17 protein-coding genes and 2 tRNA genes are annotated in these 19078 nt (G+C 32.6%); 12 read left to right on the forward strand and 7 right to left on the reverse strand.

Going from position 1 to position 19078, the window contains the following annotated elements; translation table 11 throughout:
* Positions 1 to 165 precede the first annotated feature (165 nt).
* The 7 genes from idi to DMA14_RS09545 all read left to right on the forward strand — a co-directional run bounded on the left by idi (position 166) and on the right by DMA14_RS09545 (position 3273).
* A complete protein-coding gene (idi, locus tag DMA14_RS09515) occupies positions 166 to 693 on the forward strand; it encodes an isopentenyl-diphosphate Delta-isomerase (protein WP_111424462.1) in 528 nt (175 codons plus the stop codon).
* Between the two features lie 21 nt (positions 694 to 714).
* Positions 715 to 1125: a 6-carboxytetrahydropterin synthase gene (locus DMA14_RS09520; protein WP_111285162.1), complete on the forward strand. Its 411-nt coding sequence runs from the start codon at positions 715 to 717 to the stop codon at positions 1123 to 1125.
* 3 nt (positions 1126 to 1128) lie between these two features.
* Entirely contained in the window at positions 1129 to 1587 is a 459-nt protein-coding gene (locus DMA14_RS09525; RefSeq protein WP_111424463.1) for a peroxiredoxin, read from the forward strand.
* Between the two features lie 57 nt (positions 1588 to 1644).
* The gene (locus tag DMA14_RS09530; RefSeq protein ID WP_111424464.1) at positions 1645 to 2613 is read left to right on the forward strand and encodes a type I phosphomannose isomerase catalytic subunit; all 969 of its coding nucleotides are present in this window, start codon (positions 1645 to 1647) and stop codon (positions 2611 to 2613) included.
* Positions 2614 to 2670: 57 nt separating this feature from the next.
* A complete protein-coding gene (locus DMA14_RS09535) occupies positions 2671 to 2937 on the forward strand; it encodes a hypothetical protein (RefSeq protein ID WP_012022371.1) in 267 nt (88 codons plus the stop codon).
* 76 nt (positions 2938 to 3013) lie between these two features.
* Positions 3014 to 3087 (forward strand) — tRNA-Thr (locus DMA14_RS09540).
* Positions 3088 to 3199: 112 nt separating this feature from the next.
* Positions 3200 to 3273: transfer RNA gene (locus DMA14_RS09545), tRNA-Thr, on the forward strand.
* 337 nt (positions 3274 to 3610) lie between these two features.
* Here DMA14_RS09545 and DMA14_RS09550 read toward each other — a convergent pair.
* The 4 genes from DMA14_RS09550 to htpG all read right to left on the reverse strand — a co-directional run bounded on the left by DMA14_RS09550 (position 3611) and on the right by htpG (position 8427).
* A complete protein-coding gene (locus DMA14_RS09550) occupies positions 3611 to 4366 on the reverse strand; it encodes a DUF4369 domain-containing protein (RefSeq protein ID WP_111424465.1) in 756 nt (251 codons plus the stop codon).
* A gap of 132 nt (positions 4367 to 4498) precedes the next feature.
* A complete protein-coding gene (locus tag DMA14_RS09555) occupies positions 4499 to 5332 on the reverse strand; it encodes a hypothetical protein (RefSeq protein WP_111424466.1) in 834 nt (277 codons plus the stop codon).
* Positions 5333 to 5639: 307 nt separating this feature from the next.
* Positions 5640 to 6314 (reverse strand): hypothetical protein, encoded by a 675-nt coding sequence (locus DMA14_RS09560; protein ID WP_111424467.1) that lies wholly within the window; start codon positions 6312 to 6314, stop codon positions 5640 to 5642.
* Between the two features lie 229 nt (positions 6315 to 6543).
* Complete coding sequence (gene htpG, locus DMA14_RS09565) at positions 6544 to 8427, reverse strand: molecular chaperone HtpG (protein ID WP_111424656.1); 1884 nt, start codon at positions 8425 to 8427, stop codon at positions 6544 to 6546.
* A gap of 202 nt (positions 8428 to 8629) precedes the next feature.
* Between htpG and DMA14_RS09570 the strand changes: the two genes are divergently transcribed.
* A complete protein-coding gene (locus DMA14_RS09570; RefSeq protein WP_111424468.1) occupies positions 8630 to 9136 on the forward strand; it encodes a lipocalin family protein in 507 nt (168 codons plus the stop codon).
* Positions 9137 to 9155: 19 nt separating this feature from the next.
* Positions 9156 to 9851, forward strand: coding sequence for an OmpA family protein (locus tag DMA14_RS09575; protein ID WP_111424469.1), 696 nt, complete (start codon positions 9156 to 9158; stop codon positions 9849 to 9851).
* Positions 9852 to 9911: 60 nt separating this feature from the next.
* Here DMA14_RS09575 and DMA14_RS09580 read toward each other — a convergent pair whose 3' ends face one another.
* Positions 9912 to 10769: a thioredoxin family protein gene (locus tag DMA14_RS09580; RefSeq protein ID WP_111424470.1), complete on the reverse strand. Its 858-nt coding sequence runs from the start codon at positions 10767 to 10769 to the stop codon at positions 9912 to 9914.
* Between the two features lie 181 nt (positions 10770 to 10950).
* Between DMA14_RS09580 and DMA14_RS09585 the strand changes: the two genes are divergently transcribed.
* Positions 10951 to 11901 (forward strand): ABC transporter ATP-binding protein, encoded by a 951-nt coding sequence (locus tag DMA14_RS09585; protein WP_111379933.1) that lies wholly within the window; start codon positions 10951 to 10953, stop codon positions 11899 to 11901.
* 56 nt (positions 11902 to 11957) lie between these two features.
* On the opposite strand, the gene DMA14_RS09590 is transcribed toward DMA14_RS09585, so the two are convergent.
* Positions 11958 to 14369 carry an alpha/beta hydrolase family protein gene (locus DMA14_RS09590; protein WP_111424471.1) on the reverse strand — a complete coding sequence of 804 codons (2412 nt, stop codon included), beginning with the start codon at positions 14367 to 14369 and terminating at the stop codon, positions 11958 to 11960.
* Positions 14370 to 14630: 261 nt separating this feature from the next.
* Between DMA14_RS09590 and DMA14_RS09595 the strand changes: the two genes are divergently transcribed.
* Together DMA14_RS09595 and DMA14_RS09600 are read left to right on the forward strand one after the other, a co-directional pair.
* Positions 14631 to 15638, forward strand: coding sequence for a 3-oxoacyl-ACP synthase III family protein (locus DMA14_RS09595; RefSeq protein ID WP_095929390.1), 1008 nt, complete (start codon positions 14631 to 14633; stop codon positions 15636 to 15638).
* 140 nt (positions 15639 to 15778) lie between these two features.
* Entirely contained in the window at positions 15779 to 16450 is a 672-nt protein-coding gene (locus tag DMA14_RS09600; protein WP_111424472.1) for a copper homeostasis protein CutC, read from the forward strand.
* A 93-nt stretch (positions 16451 to 16543) separates the two neighbouring features.
* On the opposite strand, the gene DMA14_RS09605 is transcribed toward DMA14_RS09600, so the two are convergent.
* Positions 16544 to 18964 (reverse strand): TonB-dependent receptor domain-containing protein, encoded by a 2421-nt coding sequence (locus tag DMA14_RS09605; protein ID WP_111424473.1) that lies wholly within the window; start codon positions 18962 to 18964, stop codon positions 16544 to 16546.
* Positions 18965 to 19078: the final 114 nt, after the last annotated feature.

Raw genomic sequence — 19078 nt, forward strand, 5'->3', positions numbered from 1 at the left:
TGTAGTTTTTATGTCTTAATTTTAACTGCTTTTAAAATTTAGCATAAAATATAGTGTTGTAAATCAGTAGAATAGAAATAGGATGAAAAGCTTAACTTTTGTCAAACGGAATTAGCATTTTTAAGCCATTTCTTTTTTCGTATTTTTGTTTGCTTAAGAAGCATTATGATAGAAGAAAACGTAATACTGGTTAATCAGAACGATGAACAGATTGGCTTGATGCCAAAATTAGAAGCACATGAAAAAGCGCTTTTGCACCGTGCCTTTTCGGTTTTTATTTTAAATAGTAAGAACGAAATTATGCTGCAACAGCGTGCTCATCATAAATACCATTCTCCGTTGCTTTGGACAAACACTTGCTGCAGTCATCAGAGAGAAGGGGAAACAAATATTGAAGCGGGAAGCCGAAGGTTGTTTGAGGAAATGGGGTTTAAAGCTGAATTGAAAGAGCTATTTCATTTTATCTATAAAGCACCTTTTGATAATGGTTTGACAGAACATGAGCTGGACCATGTGATGATTGGTTACTATAATGATGAACCAAACATAAATCCAGACGAAGTAGAAGACTGGAAATGGATGAGTATTGAAGATGTTAAAGCAGATATTGAAAAACAGCCTGAAATTTATACCGTGTGGTTTAAGATAATTTTTGACGAATTTGATCATTATCTTGAAGACCATAAATTATAGCCAAACTAACCAAAAACATAAATGAGAGTAACCATATCAAGAAAAGCACATTTTAATGCTGCACATCGACTGCATCGAAAGGATTGGTCGTTTGAAAAAAACGATGCTGTTTTTGGAAAATGCAATAATCCTAACTTTCATGGTCATAATTATGGTTTAACAGTAAGTGTTACAGGAAAGATTGACCCGGAAACTGGTTTTGTTTTAGATGTGAAAGTATTAGCGGATATTATACGAGAAGAAGTAGAAATTCCGTTTGATCACAAAAATCTTAATCTGGATGTTCCAGAATTTGCAGATTTGAATCCGACTGCAGAAAATATTGCTGTTGTGATATGGAATAAAATTAGACAACGAATTCATACCGACTTTGATCTTGAAGTCGTTCTGAACGAAACGGACCGAAATTTTGTAACTTATAAAGGAGAATAAAAAATGTCATTAAAAATAGGAGATATAGTTCCGAATTTTACTGCGAAAGACAACAATGGTGAACTTTTTGAAAGCCAAAGCGTTTTAGGAAGAAAGCCGCTGGTGATTTATTTTTACCCAAAAGATAATACACCAGGATGTACAACCGAAGCCTGCAGTTTTCGGGATCAATACGAGGATTTTAAAGATTTGGGAGCTGAGGTAATTGGTATTAGCAGTGATAGTGTAAAGTCACATCATAAATTTGCTGCTAAACATAAATTACCTTTTATTTTGCTTTCAGATCAAGATAAAAGATTAAGAAAACTTTTTGGTGTCCGTAATATTTTATTTGGACTTCTTCCAGGACGCATTACCTATATAATTGATAAAAATGGTTTGGTGATTTCAATATTTGATAGCGCAAATGCTGCTAAACATATACCGAAAGCGTTAGAAGCCGTACAGGAATTAGTATCATAGAATACCAAAAAAGTATCAGAATAGAATTAATTAAACAAATATATTAGCCTAAAAAACATGAGTCAAAATTTATACCCTTTGCAATTTGAACCGATTTTGAAAGAAAGAATCTGGGGAGGAGAAAAATTAAAAACAATTCTGAATAAGCCAATCGTTTCTAAAATTACGGGCGAAAGCTGGGAATTATCTACTGTACAAGGAGATGTAAGTGTGGTTGCAAATGGAGTTTTAAAAGGAAAATCTTTAATGGATTTAATCGATGAAACGCCAGATGCTATTTTAGGAACTAAAGTTTATGAAAGATTTGGAAAACAATTTCCGCTTCTTTTTAAATATTTAGATGCAAGAGAAGATCTTTCTATTCAGGTGCATCCAAACGATAAATTGGCAAAGGAACGTCACAATTCATTTGGTAAAACTGAAATGTGGTATGTAATGCAAGCTGATGCTGATGCTAGAATTATTGTTGGTTTTAAAGAAGATTCTAGTAAAGAAGAATACTTAAAACATTTGCACGACAATACTTTGGTTTCAATCTTAGATGATGTGAAAGCAAAATCGGGAGATGTTTTCTTCTTAGAAACAGGAACTGTTCATGCAATTGGAGCAGGATTGGTAGTTGCAGAAATTCAGCAGACTTCTGATATTACATATAGATTATATGACTTTGACCGTGTAGATGCGCAAGGAAATAAAAGAGAATTACACGTAGATTTAGCTCTTGATGCTATAAACTACAATAAAGTTGATACACAAAAGAAATACGATTCAAAAACCAATACATCAAATGTTGTTGTAGATTGTCCTTATTTCACGACAAATTTTATTCCGTTAGAAGATAAAGTGGAAGTTTCAAAATCTGGAGAAACATTTACAGTTTATATGTGTATTGAAGGAAGTTTTGAAATCGAATATGACGGTTTTAAACATACTTACATTAAAGGAGATACTGTCTTAGTTCCAGCTGCGATAAATGCCTTTGTTTTGAGCGGAAAAGCTTCAATTTTAGAAATTTACATTTCTTAGCACTTATTCTAAAGATAATATGTACTTTTGCAGACGCAAATTAAAATAAAAATAAAAATGGCAAACGTTAAAAATTTAAAGAAAGACATCAATTTTGTATTAGGAGATATTATTGAGGCAGTTTACTTGTTTGAGATGTCTACAACAGGAAATCCTACTCCAGAGACGAATGCTTTGATCGATGAAGCTATCGCTGCATTCGATACTTTGATTACAAAAGTGAACGCTAAGAACGTTGAAAATAAAAAAGCACACTTCAAACAAATCAATGTTGAATTAGAACAAACTGCTAATCAATTGATTGAAAAAATCAACGCGCTTTAAGCAAAAAAAAGTGTAAAAAAGTGCAAAAATATTTTGGGAAATTGAAAAACCGCTTTATATTTGCACCCGTAATGACGCCGATGTAGCTCAGCTGGCTAGAGCAGCTGATTTGTAATCAGCAGGTCGTGGGTTCGAGTCCCTCTATCGGCTCAAAAAACGGAAACCATCACAGAAATGTGGTGGTTTTTTTAATTATAGAGAGAGGTGTGAAATTTTTTTTGGAATATTAAAAAACATTTATATCTTTGCACTCGCAAAATAGGCCGATGTAGCTCAGCTGGCTAGAGCAGCTGATTTGTAATCAGCAGGTCGTGGGTTCGAGTCCCTCTATCGGCTCAAAAACCATCACAGAAATGTGGTGGTTTTTTTTGTTCCAAAATGAAAATTTCAATAATAAAAATTCCAAATCCCAATTTTTCGACGAAGAAAAAAAACACATTAATGAATCGAACAAAGATGGGTGATTTTTGTTGCGGAAGTTTTTTAAATATAAACCACGATTTTAATCACGGAAAACGTATTGTGTGATAATTGCATAATTAGTATATAATTGCGTTCTAACGCTTAGAAATGTTGGGTATGGCACTAAGTCTGTAATTGCTAATATTTTTGGATTTAAGCATAAAAAAACGCCCAGATAATTCAGGGCGTTTTTTATTGTTGTTTTTATGCTTTATTTTGCTGGAGTTGGAGTTGTTGCGGCTGCAGGAGCTTTTTGTTCTTCTTTTTTAATTTCAGCAACATACTTTGTCAATTTCTTTCCGTAAAGCGATTGGGCTACTTTTGGAGTCATTGATTTTTGAATTGTATCAAGAAATTTCAAATTGATATCATAAATCTCTGCTAAAGCAATATAAGGTGATACTTCGTGATCTTTGTTGTTGATGGCAAAGTTTGTAGCGTATAAATATTTTCTTTTGATGTTTGACTGTTGTTTTGCGTCAATACTGTCAATTGCTTTTTGATCTTTTCTTTTTAATGCTTTAAATTTTGATTCAACCATAGAAAGGTTTTCATCTCTAAAACGGGTGTTTATTTTTTGATATTCTTCGTATAATTCTTGATTTTTAGATCCAGTAATTTTTGCGCCAGCGATAAAGTTATCCAAATTGGTTTCGATATTAATATTTCCCGGTTCAGCAAAGAATAAAATATTATTGTCTAATGAATTTGTTACACCTCGATCTAAATATAGATATAACATTTCAGGAGATTCTAATTTAATGTCTCTTTCAAAAGCTGAATTTCCGTCAATTTTAATGCTGTCAATAGCAACAAGTGAAGTGTCAACAACTCTTTGGATATATAAAGTTCCGGTTTTTAAACCTTTAATGTTTCCTGTGATGTGTAAATTATCAGCAGCTGTTTCTTTTTTGCTGCAAGATGCTAATACTGCAAGAGTAACAAAAGCAATTAATGTTTTTTTCATTGGTTTTTGAGATTTTGGTGCAAAATAAAGAAAATAGTTTAAATGTAAAGAGATGGCTGTTTTATTTTTATAAAAAAAAATAATCCCAATCTATTTCTAAATTGGGATTTTAAAATCATGCAGGAAAAGGTCTTACATCGATAAATTGAATGAAGAGCCGTTCTCGTGCGTATATGTATAAAGGGCATCGCAGTCGTTATTTCCGTAATCTATCACGCCATTTAAAATGCCTCCTTGAACTTTTAATTGTCCTTTAGAAATAAATAGGCATGAATATTTTTTAATAAGCGGTTCTTTTACAGTTAAAGTAAGTGTTTCTCCATTTGAAGCTGTTACTGTGTGTGTGCCTTCTGTAACTTCGTATACATTATCAGATAAAACAAGCGGTGTGTCTACGCCTGCTGTTTGTTTAGTGGTGTAAATACCAGAATTAGTATAAACTCCTCCTTGTAGATCAGTTAGTTTGCCATTTGTAACTTTTCTTGTCCATTGCGGCACCCCTTGAACGGTTGTGGTATTGGTGTATTCAATAGTTCCTTCAAGTTTGATACCTTTTATAGAGTAGTCAATTCTTTCAATTGTCATTTTACTTCCTGTTGTAGTAATTGGTCCCGAAAGTGTCACTTTTAGTTTTCCTTTTCGTAGAAGATTATTTCCGTCTGTGCATCCCGCTGTTCCAAAATCGGCTAAAAAGACTTTAGGATAATCTGTTCCGTTTGGTGTAGTAATTGTGATCGTTGCGCAAACTCCAGGAGCTGTTTCAGCGGTTTTTCCTGTCGTTGAGGTGCTTGTGCTGATTGAAAGACCAGTGTTAAGATCCATTTCGTTTGAAGTGTCAACAGCAACTGAAGCTCCAATACCTGTAAGGCTTGTTGAAACGGTATCTTCATGATTGTCACTTGAACAAGAAACGTATAAAAGTGCTGTTGCACAAATAGCGGTTAATAAAATAGCAGTTTTTTTCATAATGGGTTTTGTTTTGGATTAGATTAATAAGGCATTCAAATGTAATAAAAAAAATAAATTGCAAATAAAAAATCCTGTAATGCTTAGATTACAGGATTTTATAACGTTTTTTTTAAGAAAAAATTATAATAAACGCTTTTAGCTTCTCTTGTTTTTTTGATTCCTCCTAATCACAGTGATTTGAAAATCCCACTGTCTTTTGTGTTTATGAAAATTTCCGAAATCAAAGTTTAGGCGAGTATAATTTGTTGTTTGTGTAAAAAAAAAAAAGAGTTTTTTATAATTGAGCTAATACGAAGTGGAGAAACTAGTTTTTTTGCGCTTCAACTCCTTTCGTAGCATAATCTAGATATCCGAAGATTGAATAATCAACAAACATATTACCTGTTAAATCTGGCACATCTTGTTTGTCTCTAATTCCATTAGGGTAATCTAATTTTTCTATAAAAGAGCTTAAATAATAACCGACTTGGTCGTCTTTCTTGTTTTTTGCTATGTCTAAAATTACTCCGACAACCAATTTTGAAAGTTCAACCACAGCACCGCTTACAGGATTAGTCGTTTTTGCTAGCGCTTCAATGCCTTTTGTTAGGACATTAATATTTGAATCTGTTAAAATGGCTTTAATTAATGCAGCATTATCTCGCATTTTTTTATCCAATTCAACTCCAACTATTTGCCAGCTAAAATCTTGCGGTATTTTATCATCTTTGTAAACAATATAGCCAGTATCGCCAAATGTGATGATGCTTTTGTCTTTTACTTTATAAATTGTCATTAATATTCTTGACTGAATGACCTGAGATACAGAATCCTTTATGATTTCTTTCTTTCTGTTTTCGTCATTAGTTTCAAAAAACTCATTCAAATTTGGAAAACTATCACTTGATTGGTTTATAAAACTCATAAATTGTATTTCTCCTTTTCCAATCAGATCTCCATTTTTAATGATTCTTAATTTATTTAATCTAACGTAGAACATATTTTAAAAATTTAATTGCCTACTCGTTTTAGGATTTTTGGCTGGCTCCTCTTGATTTTTTAAAATGGGTTTAAATTATTTTGCACTTGTTTTGTAGATTAATTAAAACAAAGGTTAAAAGTAAAAGATTAATTTGGATTTGAGTCGAGTGTAACTACTTGATTTTTAGTAAATAAAAAATCCTGCAAAACTTAATTTGCAGGATTTCTGAGTTTTATTTTTCGAATGATTATTTAATCATTTCAAAACTTCTCTTAACAAAAGCAGTAAGTGCTTCACCTTTTAATAGGTTTTGAGATAATTTAGCCAAATCTAAAGCTTGTTTAACTAAATGTTCTTGATGCGTTTTGTCTTCTGTATTTAAGATGCTTGAAGCAAGATCAGAATTTGTATTTACAACCAAATTGTACATTTCTGGCATATTACCCATTCCGAACATTCCTCCACCGCCAGTCTGGCTCATTTCTTTCATTCTTCGCATAAATTCTGGTTGCGTGATAATGAATGGAGCAGCCTGAGAATCCATAGCTTCTAACTGAACGCTGTATGCTTTTGGAATATAAGCTTCTAAAGAAGTTTTTAAAGCTGCTTTTTCATCATCAGATAATTTAGAAATAGTGTTTTCTTCTTTTTTGATCAAATTATCGATGTGATCAGAATCTACACGTACAAAAGTTAATCCGCTATTATCATTTTCGATTTTTTGGATTAAGTGTGAAATAATCGGAGAATCTAAAAGCAATACTTCGTATCCTTTTTCTTTCGCTGCTTCAATGTAAGAGTGCTGAGCATCTTTGTTTCCAGCATAAAGAACTACAAGCTTACCATCTTTATCAGTTTGGTTTTCTTTTAGTTTTTCTTTTAATTCTTCTAAAGTAAAATATTTATCGTCTACAGTTGGGTATAAAACAAATGCACCTGCTTTTTCGTAGAACTTTTCTTCAGAAAGCATTCCGTACTCTAAAACGATTTTAATGTCGTTCCATTTTGCTTCAAAATCAGCACGATTTTCGTTAAATAAAGCTTTTAATTTATCTGCTACTTTACGAGTAATGTAGTTTGAAATTTTCTTAACAGCTCCGTCAGCTTGTAAACCAGAACGAGAAACGTTTAACGGAATATCTGGAGAATCGATTACACCTTTTAGCATCGTCAAGAATTCAGGTACAATTCCTTCTACGTTATCTGTAACGTAAACTTGGTTTTGGTACAATTGAATTTTGTCTTTCTGGATTTGCATGTCGTTTCCTAATTTTGGGAAATACAAAATACCAGTTAAGTTAAACGGATAATCTACATTTAAATGAATGTGAAACAATGGCTCCTCAAACTGCATTGGATACAATTCTCTGTAGAAGTTTTTGTAATCTTCATCAGATAATTCAGAAGGCTGTTTTGTCCAAGCTGGATTTGGGTTGTTAATGATGTTGTCAATTTCGACAGTTTCATTAACGTAATCTTCTGGAGCATCTTCTGGTTTTGGAAGCGTTTCAGTTCTTGTTCCGAATTTAATCGGAATAGGCATGAATTTATTGTATTTGTTTAATAAACCACTGATTTTAGAATCTTCTAGGAACTCCAAGGAATCTTCTGCAATATGAAGAATGATTTCTGTTCCGCGTGAAGTTTTGTCAGCAGGTTCTAAGGTAAACTCAGGACTTCCGTCACATGTCCAATGCGCAGCTGGCTCATCTTTGTATGATTTTGTGATGATTTCAACTTTTTCAGCCACCATAAAAGCAGAGTAGAAACCAAGACCAAAATGGCCGATAATTCCAGAATCTTTAGCAGAATCTTTGTATTTGTCTAAGAATTCTTCGGCACCCGAAAAAGCTACTTGATTAATGTATTTTTCAACTTCATCAGCCGTCATACCTAAACCTTGATCGATAATGTGGATTTTTTTACCTTCTTTGTCCACTTTTACCTCGATAATCGGATTTCCGTATTCAACTTTAGCTTCACCAATGCTGATAAGATGTTTTAATTTTAAAGTAGCATCAGTACCATTAGAAACAAGCTCGCGCAAGAAAATTTCGTGGTCGCTGTATAAGAACTTTTTAATTAAGGGAAAAATGTTTTCTACTGAAACATTAATTTTACCTGTTGCCATATTTTTTAATTTTTGATTTAATTTGATGATTTTCATTTGTTCAAATAGAATACCAATTGTTTTTTGGGTGACAAAATGTCGCAAATGTTAATTTTGAAAGAAAATAAATGGATTGTAAAACAAAAAATATCTGAACGAATCGTATATTTGTGGTACAATAATTGTTAAAAAGACAAATATTAATCTAAAAAAATTGTACAAAATGAAGAAGAGTATTTTAATGTGTATGATTGCCGCTCTGTTTTTTGCGTGTAAATCATCTTCGTCCACAACAGCTTCATCTTCTGAGGCTACTACACTTTCAACTAAACTTGACAAGAAAACTCAGGTAGCTCTAAAAGGGAATTGGGTTCTAACTAATGTATCTTATCCAGGGTCAGATTATATCAAAGTAAATTCTTTTGATCTTGCCGATTCTAAATGTTTTATTGGAAGTACTTGGAGTTTTATTTCTAATAATAATAAAGGAAATATGGCTTTAACATCACCAAGTTGTACTGGATTTTCTTCTCCAATTGTATGGAGTATAAACAGCCAAGGTTTGTTTGTGCTTAAAATTCTTAATGCAGGCGAAAAAGCTAAGAAAGTAAGAGATGGTTATTTGCTAAAAGTAGCTGGAGTAACAGAAAGTTCATTTCAGTTAGTAGATAATATAAATGTTGGAGGTCAGGTAAAAGATGTGACTTACCAATTTCAAAGAGCTAATTAATATTTTAAAGGTATAAAAAATGAGAAAGATAAAGGTTTTAGGTTTAAGCAGTTTATTGGTATTAGCTAGCTTTTTTACAAGTTGCGATTCAGTAAAAAATGCAAATAACACGCAAAAAGGAGCAGGAATTGGTGCTGTAGCAGGTGGTGTTATTGGTGGTATTTTAGGAAATAATATTGGTCGAGGCGGTAACGCTGCATTAGGAGCTGTAATTGGAGCTGCTGTTGGAGGTGGAACTGGAGCTTTGATTGGTAACAAAATGGATAAACAAGCTCGTGAAATCGATCAGGCACTTCCTGGTGCTGATGTTGAAAGAGTTGGTGAAGGAATTCACTTGACTTTGAACGAAAATGCTGTTCGTTTTGATACTAACAAATCATCTTTGACTACTCAGGCAAAAGCTAATTTAGATAAATTGATTCCTGTATTCACTGAGTATGGAGATACTAATATTGAAATTTTTGGTTATACTGATAATACAGGAAAACCAGAATATAACTTGACACTTTCAGGACAAAGAGCTGCGTCTGTTCAAGCTTATTTAGTTGCTAAAGGATTAAAAGCAAGCCGTTTCAAAACTTCAGGTTTAGGTATTGCAGATCCAATTGCAACAAATGATACTCCAGAAGGAAGAGCGCAAAACCGTCGTGTTGAATTCTCAATTACAGCAAACGACAAAATGGTAAATGATGCTAAAGCGGAAGCTGGAAAATAATTTCAAAACAAAATAAAATCTAAAAAAAAGCTGTTTCATAATTGAAACAGCTTTTTTTTGTTAATGGTTCTTTTGTTTTGATTTTTCATAAAAAGCATAAAGTTGATTGCAGTTTTCAATGACATTTTCTAAATCATTTTCTTTTAGAAATTTTTCTACAACAACTGCCTCTTCGGAATTGTTCTTAATAGCTAAATACTTTAAAAACCAATATTGATAATCGTTCAGTTCGTTAATTTCTTCTGCTTTAATTGCTGAGATTTTTTTGTTCAGCTTTTCAAAATCAAAGCGATATGCTAATTCGTAAAGGACTAAAAGTTCAAGTTTTTGTTTCTTTTGCAAATAGTTTTCGTCACTTTTCTTTAATTCATCTTTAGCATCTTTTAAATATTCATTAGCAACACGAACTATTCTTCCTTTAATATTGTTATTTACTAATAGAGAATAATTGTAATATTTCTGCGATATCCGAATAGCTGTATTGTATTTTTGAGTTTGGTAGAAACCAATTAATTCTGTGGCTAGATATTCTGTAGATAAACTATATTGTATTAACTCTCTTCTTAGATCAGAAGCAGTTTGATAACCTGTAAATTGATGAATAATTTTTCCGTTAGGATCAATAATAAATATACTGGGAAGAAGCCTAATCTGGTATTTATAAGCAATGTCCCGATTCACATCGACATCTATTTTTAAGGTTACAAAATCTTTAAGAATTGTTTGAATCTGGATATCATTCCAAGCATTTAAATCCATTTGCTTGCAAGGACCACACCATTTTGCAGTAAAATCTACAAGTATCAGTTTGTGTGTGCTTAAAGCCGCCTTTTGTGCATCTTCCATAGAAGTAAACCACGCTGCCTCAACTCTATATGATGTAAAAAGCAATACTATTAAAGGGAGCAATTTTTTCATAAGTTAATTATAAATTTCAAACAAATAAAGTAAAAAAAAGATTACAAATAAAATTTCAATGTTAATTTTTTGATTTATTTTCTCACAATAAAGTATCTTAATATAAGTTTCTTAATTGAAGCAGCTTTTTTTTGACTTTAGAAATTAAACATTGTAAATTTGACGTCTCATATTACAACTCATGCTCGACATACAAAATATATCTTTTTCGTACACCGAAAGCCCCGTTATAAAAAACATCTCTTTTTCTATTGAAAAAGGCCAGAACATTGCCATTATTGGCGAGAGTGGCTGCGGAAAAAGTACGCTGCTCAAGCTTATATATGGACTTTACGATCTGGATGAAGGAAAGATTTTTTATGAAGATAAACCAGTTTTGGGACCAAAATTTAATTTGATTCCCGGAATGCCTTACATGAAATATCTGGCGCAGGACTTTGATTTGTCTCCTTACGAAACAGTTGCAGAAAATGTTGGTAAGTTTCTATCAAATGGTTTTGCAAACATGAAAAAACTTCGTGTTCAGGAATTATTAGAGATGGTAGAAATGGATCAGTTTTCTAATGTAAAAACAAAATTCTTAAGTGGAGGACAACAACAGAGAGTTGCTTTAGTTAGAGTTTTGGCTTTAGAACCAGAAGTAATTTTGCTAGATGAGCCATTCAGTCAGATTGATGCTTTTAGAAAAAATGCATTGCGACGTAATTTATTTCGTTACTTAAAGCAAAAAGGAATTACCTGTATTATTGCAACTCACGATAGTACCGATGCTTTGTCTTTTGCAGATCAGGCAATCGTCATGCGAAATGGAGAAGTCTTAGTTAAAGACGATCCTTCAAAAATATATGAAGATCCACAAATTAAATATGTTGCTTCTTTGTTTGGAGAAGTAAATGAAATTCCAACTCATTTATTACTGTCTTATGAAGACGAAACTCATAAAACATTAGTTTATCCGCATCAGTTTAAAATGGTTTCAGAATCAAAACTGATGGTAAAAATTAGAAGAACTTATTTTAGAGGAAGCCATTATTTAATTGAAACTGTTTATAAAAGACAATTGATTTTCTTTGAAAGCGAAATAGATTTACCGCTTGAACAAGAAGTGTTTTTAGCTTTAAATTATTTATAAAATAAAACCCGATAGTATTTTTCTATCGGGTTTTGTTTTTTGTAATCAAAAGAAATTTAGTTTTTCAGATATTTTTCTAAGAATTGATCTTGTTCCCAAAGCAAATGAAGAATGTTTTCTCTAGCTACATAACTGTGAGATTCTTTTGGAAGAATAACCATTCTTGCAGGCGCTCCTAAACCTTTTAATGCTTGAAAATAACGTTCTGTCTGCAAAGTAAAAGTTCCAGGATTGTTGTCAGCTTCTCCGTGAACTAATAAAATTGGCGTTTTCATTTTTTCGGCATTCATAAATGGAGACATTGTATTGTAAACTTCTGGCGCTTCCCAGTAATTTCTCTGTTCAGATTGAAATCCAAATGGTGTTAGAGTTCTATTGTAAGCACCACTTCTAGCAATTCCGCAAGCAAAAAGATCAGAATGTGTCAATAAATTTGCTGTCATAAATGCTCCGTAAGAGTGTCCTCCAACAGCCACTTTTTTGCGGTTAATATAGCCTAAAGCATCAACAGCATCGATTGCAGCTGCGGCATTGTCAACTAACTGTGAAATAAAATTGTCGTTTGGTTCTGTAGTTCCTTCACCAATAATTGGAAAAGCGGCATCATCTAAGACAACATATCCTTTTGTAACCCAATACACAAACGATCCATAATAAGGAAATGTGAATTCGTTTGAATTTTGAGTCGATTGCGATGCGCTGTTTCGATCTTTATATTCTGCAGGATATGCCCAAATTAATAGCGGCAGTTTTTCTTTTTTAGTTTTATCATAACCGGCAGGAAGGTATAAAGTTCCTGAAAGCTCTAATCCGTCTTTACGTTTGTATTTGATAACTTCTTTACTAACGTTTTTAATGCTTTCAAATGGATTTTTGAAGTCAGTAACTTGTGTTAAGCTATTTTGTTTTTTAATATTTCTAAAATAGTAATTTGGATATTCGCTTTTTGACTGAATCTGAACTAAAACTTTTCCAGACTTAAAATCTTCAATTTCTAAAATATCCTCTTTTTTATCTTTGTATGGAGAAGTATAAATACGTTTTGATTTTAAAGTTTCCAGATTGAATTCGTCAACAAAAGGAAATTGTCCATCTTTGGTGTAACCTTCGCCAATTCTATACAAGTTGTTTTTTTCGATAGCTAAAACATATTTATTATAGGCATTTTTTCTTGTTTCAAAAACTCCAGGATCTGAATAAACATCTTGAGAGTTTCTATCGGTAATCAGTTTTGGCTGCTGACTTGGATTTGATGGATTTATTAAAAATGTTTTGGTATTTCTTGTATCGTACCATTCTTCTGAAAGAACCGCTAAATTGTCATTCCCCCAAGTAATATCACTGAAACGCTGTGGTGTTTTTGCTAATGAAGATGCTTCTTTGTCGAAAGGTGCATCCCAAAGAAAAACTTCATCTCTAAAATCAACTTTGTTAGCAGGATCACCTTCATCTAAAGCTACAACATAAGATAATGTTGCAGGTTTGTCGTTTCTCCACGCCATTTCTCTTTTTCCTTTTCGAACAGCCATAAAACCTTTTGGCATAATTTCATTTAAAGGAACTTCATTTACCGTTTTAATTTCTCTTCCGCTTAAATCATAAACAACGGTTTTGAATGGAAATCTATTCAATGGAACTACATAAGAAAATGGTTTTTGAATTGTTGTCAGCATAATGTAATTGCCATCTGGTGAGATTCTTTCTCCTGCAAACATAGCGGCGTCTTTATACAAAACAGCATCACCATTTAGTTTTACTTTGTATAATTCAGAAGTTATGCAGTTTTCAAAATTAGCTTCGTCATTTTTGTTTTTCAACATATCAGGATAGGTTCTGTTTTGCGATTTCTCTCCTGAGGTATTCGAAATAATTGGGCCAGTAGGCAGATCTTTTTTAGAATCCAAAAGTGGCTGTCTATTTTTAGGAAGCATTTTTACTAAGATAGTCTCGCTGTCCAAAAACCAACTAAACGGATTTCCAAGATTTGCGTTTACTCTAGCCTCTGTAAGTTTTGTTGCTTGTGCTGTTGCCACATCCAAAACCCAAAGCTCAACGCCAGAATTTGTAGTATGAGAGAATAAGATTTTTTTGTCGTTTGGCGACCAAAGAATGTTTGTTATTTTTGGGTTTTCAGGAAGGCCTTTAACCTGAATTTCTTCCTTACCGCTTATTTTTCTTAGTTTTAGATTGTTTAGGTAGGTTACAGTACTTGAAATATTAGTAACAGGATTAATTCTTAAACCTGCCAAACGTACTTCATCCTGATTGAGATCATCGAGTGTTTTGTAGGTATTGCGATACATTAAGAGCATGTTTTCTTTTTTCGTGTCCATAGACACAGAAGGTGCTCTTTGGTAATCTGCCAAATCCAAAATGGATTTAGAAGGTTTTTGATAAGTAAGATTTTCTTGGGCAAAAGAGAAAAAACTTATATTTAAAAATAAAAACAGCGTAGCCTTTAATTTCATAGTTTAAATTTTTGGAGTTTATAATAGTATTCAAAATGTTTGTCTAAAATACTTTTATGTTGTTACATCTTGCATCTGATTTTTAATTTTTTTCAATATTTGTGTCTTAATATTGCCTTTTCAAGAAGTAAATGATGATAAGTCACCGTAGAATTAAAATATATTAAATTGCTAATAACGAAAAAAATAGTATTTTGTGTACGTATATTTTAAAGTATGCGTAAATTTGCAATCCAATTTTTTAATAAATAATAATAGATTATGTATCATTCAAAAATAGCTGGTTTAGGATATTATGTTCCTTCCAATGTCGTAACTAACGATGATTTGTCTAAGATAATGGATACCAATGATGAATGGATTCAGGAAAGAACCGGAATTCAAGAAAGAAGACACATTATTCGAGGTGAAGACACTACGACTTCAATGGGAGTAAAAGCAGCTAAAATTGCAATAGAGCGTTCTGGTGTTGCCAAAGAAGATATTGATTTTGTAGTTTTTGCTACATTAAGTCCAGATTATTATTTTCCAGGACCAGGTGTTTTGGTTCAAAGAGATTTAGGTTTAAGAACAGTCGGAGCCTTAGATGTTAGAAATCAATGTTCTGGTTTTGTTTACGCAATTTCTGTTGCAGACCAATATATTAAAACCGGAATGTATAAAAACATTTTGGTAATTGGTTCTGAGGTTCATTCTACTGGTTTGGATATGACAACACGTGGACGTGGAGTTTCTGTAATTTTCGGAGATGGAGCAGGAGCTGCAGTTTTAAGCCGTGAAGAAGATTTAACAAAAGGAATTTTATCTACTCACTTGCACTCTGAAGGAGAACATGCAGAAGAATTGGCATTGCAGGCACCAGGTATGGGGGCACGCTGGGTAACTGATATCATTGCAGATAATGATCCAAATGACGAAAGCTATTATCCATATATGAACGGGCAGTTTGTATTTAAAAACGCTGTAGTTCGTTTTGCTGAAGTAATCAATGAAGGATTAGAGGCAAATGGTCTTCAGGTTTCAGATATTGATATGTTGATTCCGCATCAAGCAAACTTGAGAATTTCACAATTCATTCAAAACAAATTTAAATTAACAGACGACCAAGTTCATAATAATATCCAGAAATATGGAAACACGACAGCAGCATCTATTCCGATTGCTCTGACGGAAGCGTGGGAACAAGGAAAAATCAAATCTGGAGACACTGTAGTTTTAGCAGCCTTCGGTAGTGGTTTCACTTGGGCAAGTGCTATCATTAAATGGTAAAATAATCATCTTACATTATATTTTTTTTAAAACCTGTTTCTTATTAGGAGCAGGTTTTTTTTATACTTTAGTGTTCAAAATTAATTGCACAATTTTTGTTATTCTTTGCGATAACAAACCAGAAGAAATTATTCTATTAAATGAAAAAAAATCAACTAGAAATAGCTTGTTTTAATTATGAATCGGCATTAATTGCTCAAGCAAATGGTGCGGACAGAATTGAGCTGTGTGAAAATATGAAATTGGGAGGGACTACTCCAAACTCTATTTTGGTAGTGAAAGTCCGTGAAAGTTTAAATATAAAAATGCATGTCATTATAAGACCTCGAGGAGGAGATTTTGTTTATTCGGATGAGGAGCTTACTGAAATGAAACAAGATATTAAACAGTATAAAAAACTAGGTGTTGACGGTTTTGTTTTCGGAATTTTAAAGGAAAACGGAAAGATTAATAAAAAGCAGAATAAAGAATTGGTGCATTTGGCGCATCCGCTGTCATGTACTTTTCATCGTGCCTTTGATGTGGTTAAAAATCCTGAAAAATCTCTCGAATCAGTGATTGATTGCGGTTTCAAAACAATTCTAACTTCTGGTCAGGGAGTAAATGTAGAGGAAGGGATTCTGGCTCTAGAAAGACTTCAAGAGTTGGCAGGAGATCGAATAGAAATTATGCCGGGAGGTGGTTTAAGGTCTTCAAACATAAAATTGCTACAAGAAAAATTAGATCTGACTTTTTATCATTCATCTGCAATCACAGATAATTCTGAAATTGCAAATCCAGAAGAAATAAAAGAATTACGCAATTTTTTATAGTTTTTACTAAAACAAAAAAAGTCTGGAGTTGGCAAGCTCCAGACTTTTTTTCTACAAGAAATTATTCAAAAATTATTTAAAATCTTCTCAGGCTTAGAACATTCCGCCTCCGCCTTTGTTAGTATTGTCTTCTCTTTGTTTACGCTGTAAATTTTTGATTTTTCCACCTCCAAAATTGTAAGTTAAACCAAAATACACTGTTTGGCTTTCCCATTTAAACTGTCCAGCTTGAGGGTAAGGATTCTCAGTATCGAAAGCATATTTCATAGTATTAAAGACATCATTGAAACGAACACTCAAGTTCATTTTGTTGTCTAATAATGTATATCGCGTACCAATATCCATTTTGTACATTTCGTGACTATTGTTCTGAAGCCCGTCTGTTGCGCCTCTATAGAATCCGAAAGCTAAGAAACTTAAGCGTTTGTTTACTTTGAAGTTAGAATTCATACGTCCGTTAAATGCGGCAATAGTAACTGTTTTGTTTTTAGGTCCAATTTGATTTTTTTCTGGAATAAAACCATAAATAACTCCTGATTGATCAATGCTAGAAAAATCAATCGATGGCTGAATATCCCACCATTTTGTGATTTTATAATTCAATGACATTTCAAAACCATAAGCAGTATTATGATCAAAATTGGTATAACTCATAATTTGCTTTTGCTCACTTGCATCGTTAGGATCAGGATATAAAATTCTACTGATTTGGTCATTAATGCTTCTCACGAAAACCCCAGCAGTAAAACTTCCTTTTTCAAGAGTTTTAGTGTAATTTACTTCAATAGAGTTGGTAAATTGAGGTCTTAATTCAGGATTTCCTATCGAAGTAACTAACGGAGTAGCAAATTCACGAATTGGTTTTGTCTGCTCCAAACTCGGACGGTCTACACGACGGCTGTAGCTTAATTGCAAAGTATTTTTCTCAGTCAAATTATAGGTTAAATAAGCTGATGGATACAAAGTGATGTAATCATCATCAAATTTAGTCTGTCCATAATTTAAATTCGCTTGAACCTTATAACTTTCAAAACGCGCTCCTACTTGATAACTTAGCTTTTTGAATTTCTGTCCAAATGTTACATAAGCAGAATAAATATCTGTATCATAAGTATAATGAGATGTTTGATCTGCAACAGGTAGTAAAGGATTTCCAGTTATATAATCATTATCAGTTCTTGTGATTCTTGCTTCAGCTCCAGCCTCAAGAGTTGTTTTTTCGTTTAACGGATTAACATAATCTACGTTTACTGTACTTAGTTTTCTGCCACCTTTTAGAAAATCATCATAAACTACAGCGGAACTTGTATTATCAATGTTAGTTGTTTGAGTGTCGAATGAAGCATTTTGAGTTTTTTTGTTGTCGCTATAATTTGCCTCAAAATCTAATGTATGACCTTCTTTTTTAAAGATGTGTTTGTATGCCAAATTATAAGTGCCAACTCGGTCTGGACCCCAATATTTTGATTTTTGTAAAATATTTGAAATATCAGAATCCGTTACATTATTGTAATCAATATTAGTATCTACATAACCTTTTCCGTCAGATTTGTTTTGGTTGGTATAAATAGATATGGTATTGTGATCATCGATTAAATAATCCATTCCAATTTTGTATAAATAAGACTCATTATCATTCAAAACATCTATATTTTGAGTGATATCTTCATCAAATCTTTGAATAAAACCTTTATTGTGGTATGTTCCAAAGTTTTGCCCTACGTTTCCAAAGAAATTTACTTTCCCTGTTTTATAGTTCAAATCTAAAGATTGATTGTATTTTGCAGTTTCACCAAAGGTAATACCACCGCTGTAGCTTCCATTAAAACCAGTGTTGGCATTTTTATGCAAAATAATATTGATGATTCCAGACATTCCTTCTGGATTATATTTTGCGCTTGGATTGGTAATCAGCTCGATTTTTTTGATAGAAGTTGATGGAATCTGTTTCAATAATTGAGCAGGATCAATATTCGTTGGGCGTCCATCAATTAATACACGAACATTGTCATTTCCGCGAAGCGAAAGTTTTCCGTCCTGATCCACATTTACAGAAGGAATATTATTCATAATATCTGACGCAGAAGCACCAGCTGTCGTCAAATCTTTACCAACAGTAACTACTTTTCTATCAATTTTTTGTTCAATAGTAGAACGTTCGTTAACAATGTTTACACCTTTTAATTGTGTTGCTTCTTCTTCAAGAGAAACATTTACCGTAGCAGTTTTTCGGTTCTCACTTAAAATTACAGAACCAATGTATTTTTTGAATCCAATATACTGAATTTCGATAGTGTAATTTTTTAAAGCAATGTTTTTAAATGAAAAGTCTCCGTTGTCATCTGTATTTACTCCAGAAACTACTTTTCCATTTTCTTTAAGTGAAACAGTTGCATAAGAAATCGGCGCATTGTTTGACTTTTCTGTAATTTTTCCAGAAACATTTCCAGTATTCTGGGCCTGTGCAGTTGCGATTATACCTAATAACGCAAACAGAAAGAATTTTAATTTCATGATTTTTTACTGATTATTTTTTGATTTGATTGATGATGATTTCGTTTTGTTAGTTTTTTTCTTTTTTGTTTTTCCTGACTTCAAAAAAATTAAAGTCTCTATTAAGACTATTTT

The organism is Flavobacterium sharifuzzamanii, from assembly GCF_003254585.1.
Lineage (GTDB): Bacteria > Bacteroidota > Bacteroidia > Flavobacteriales > Flavobacteriaceae > Flavobacterium > Flavobacterium sharifuzzamanii.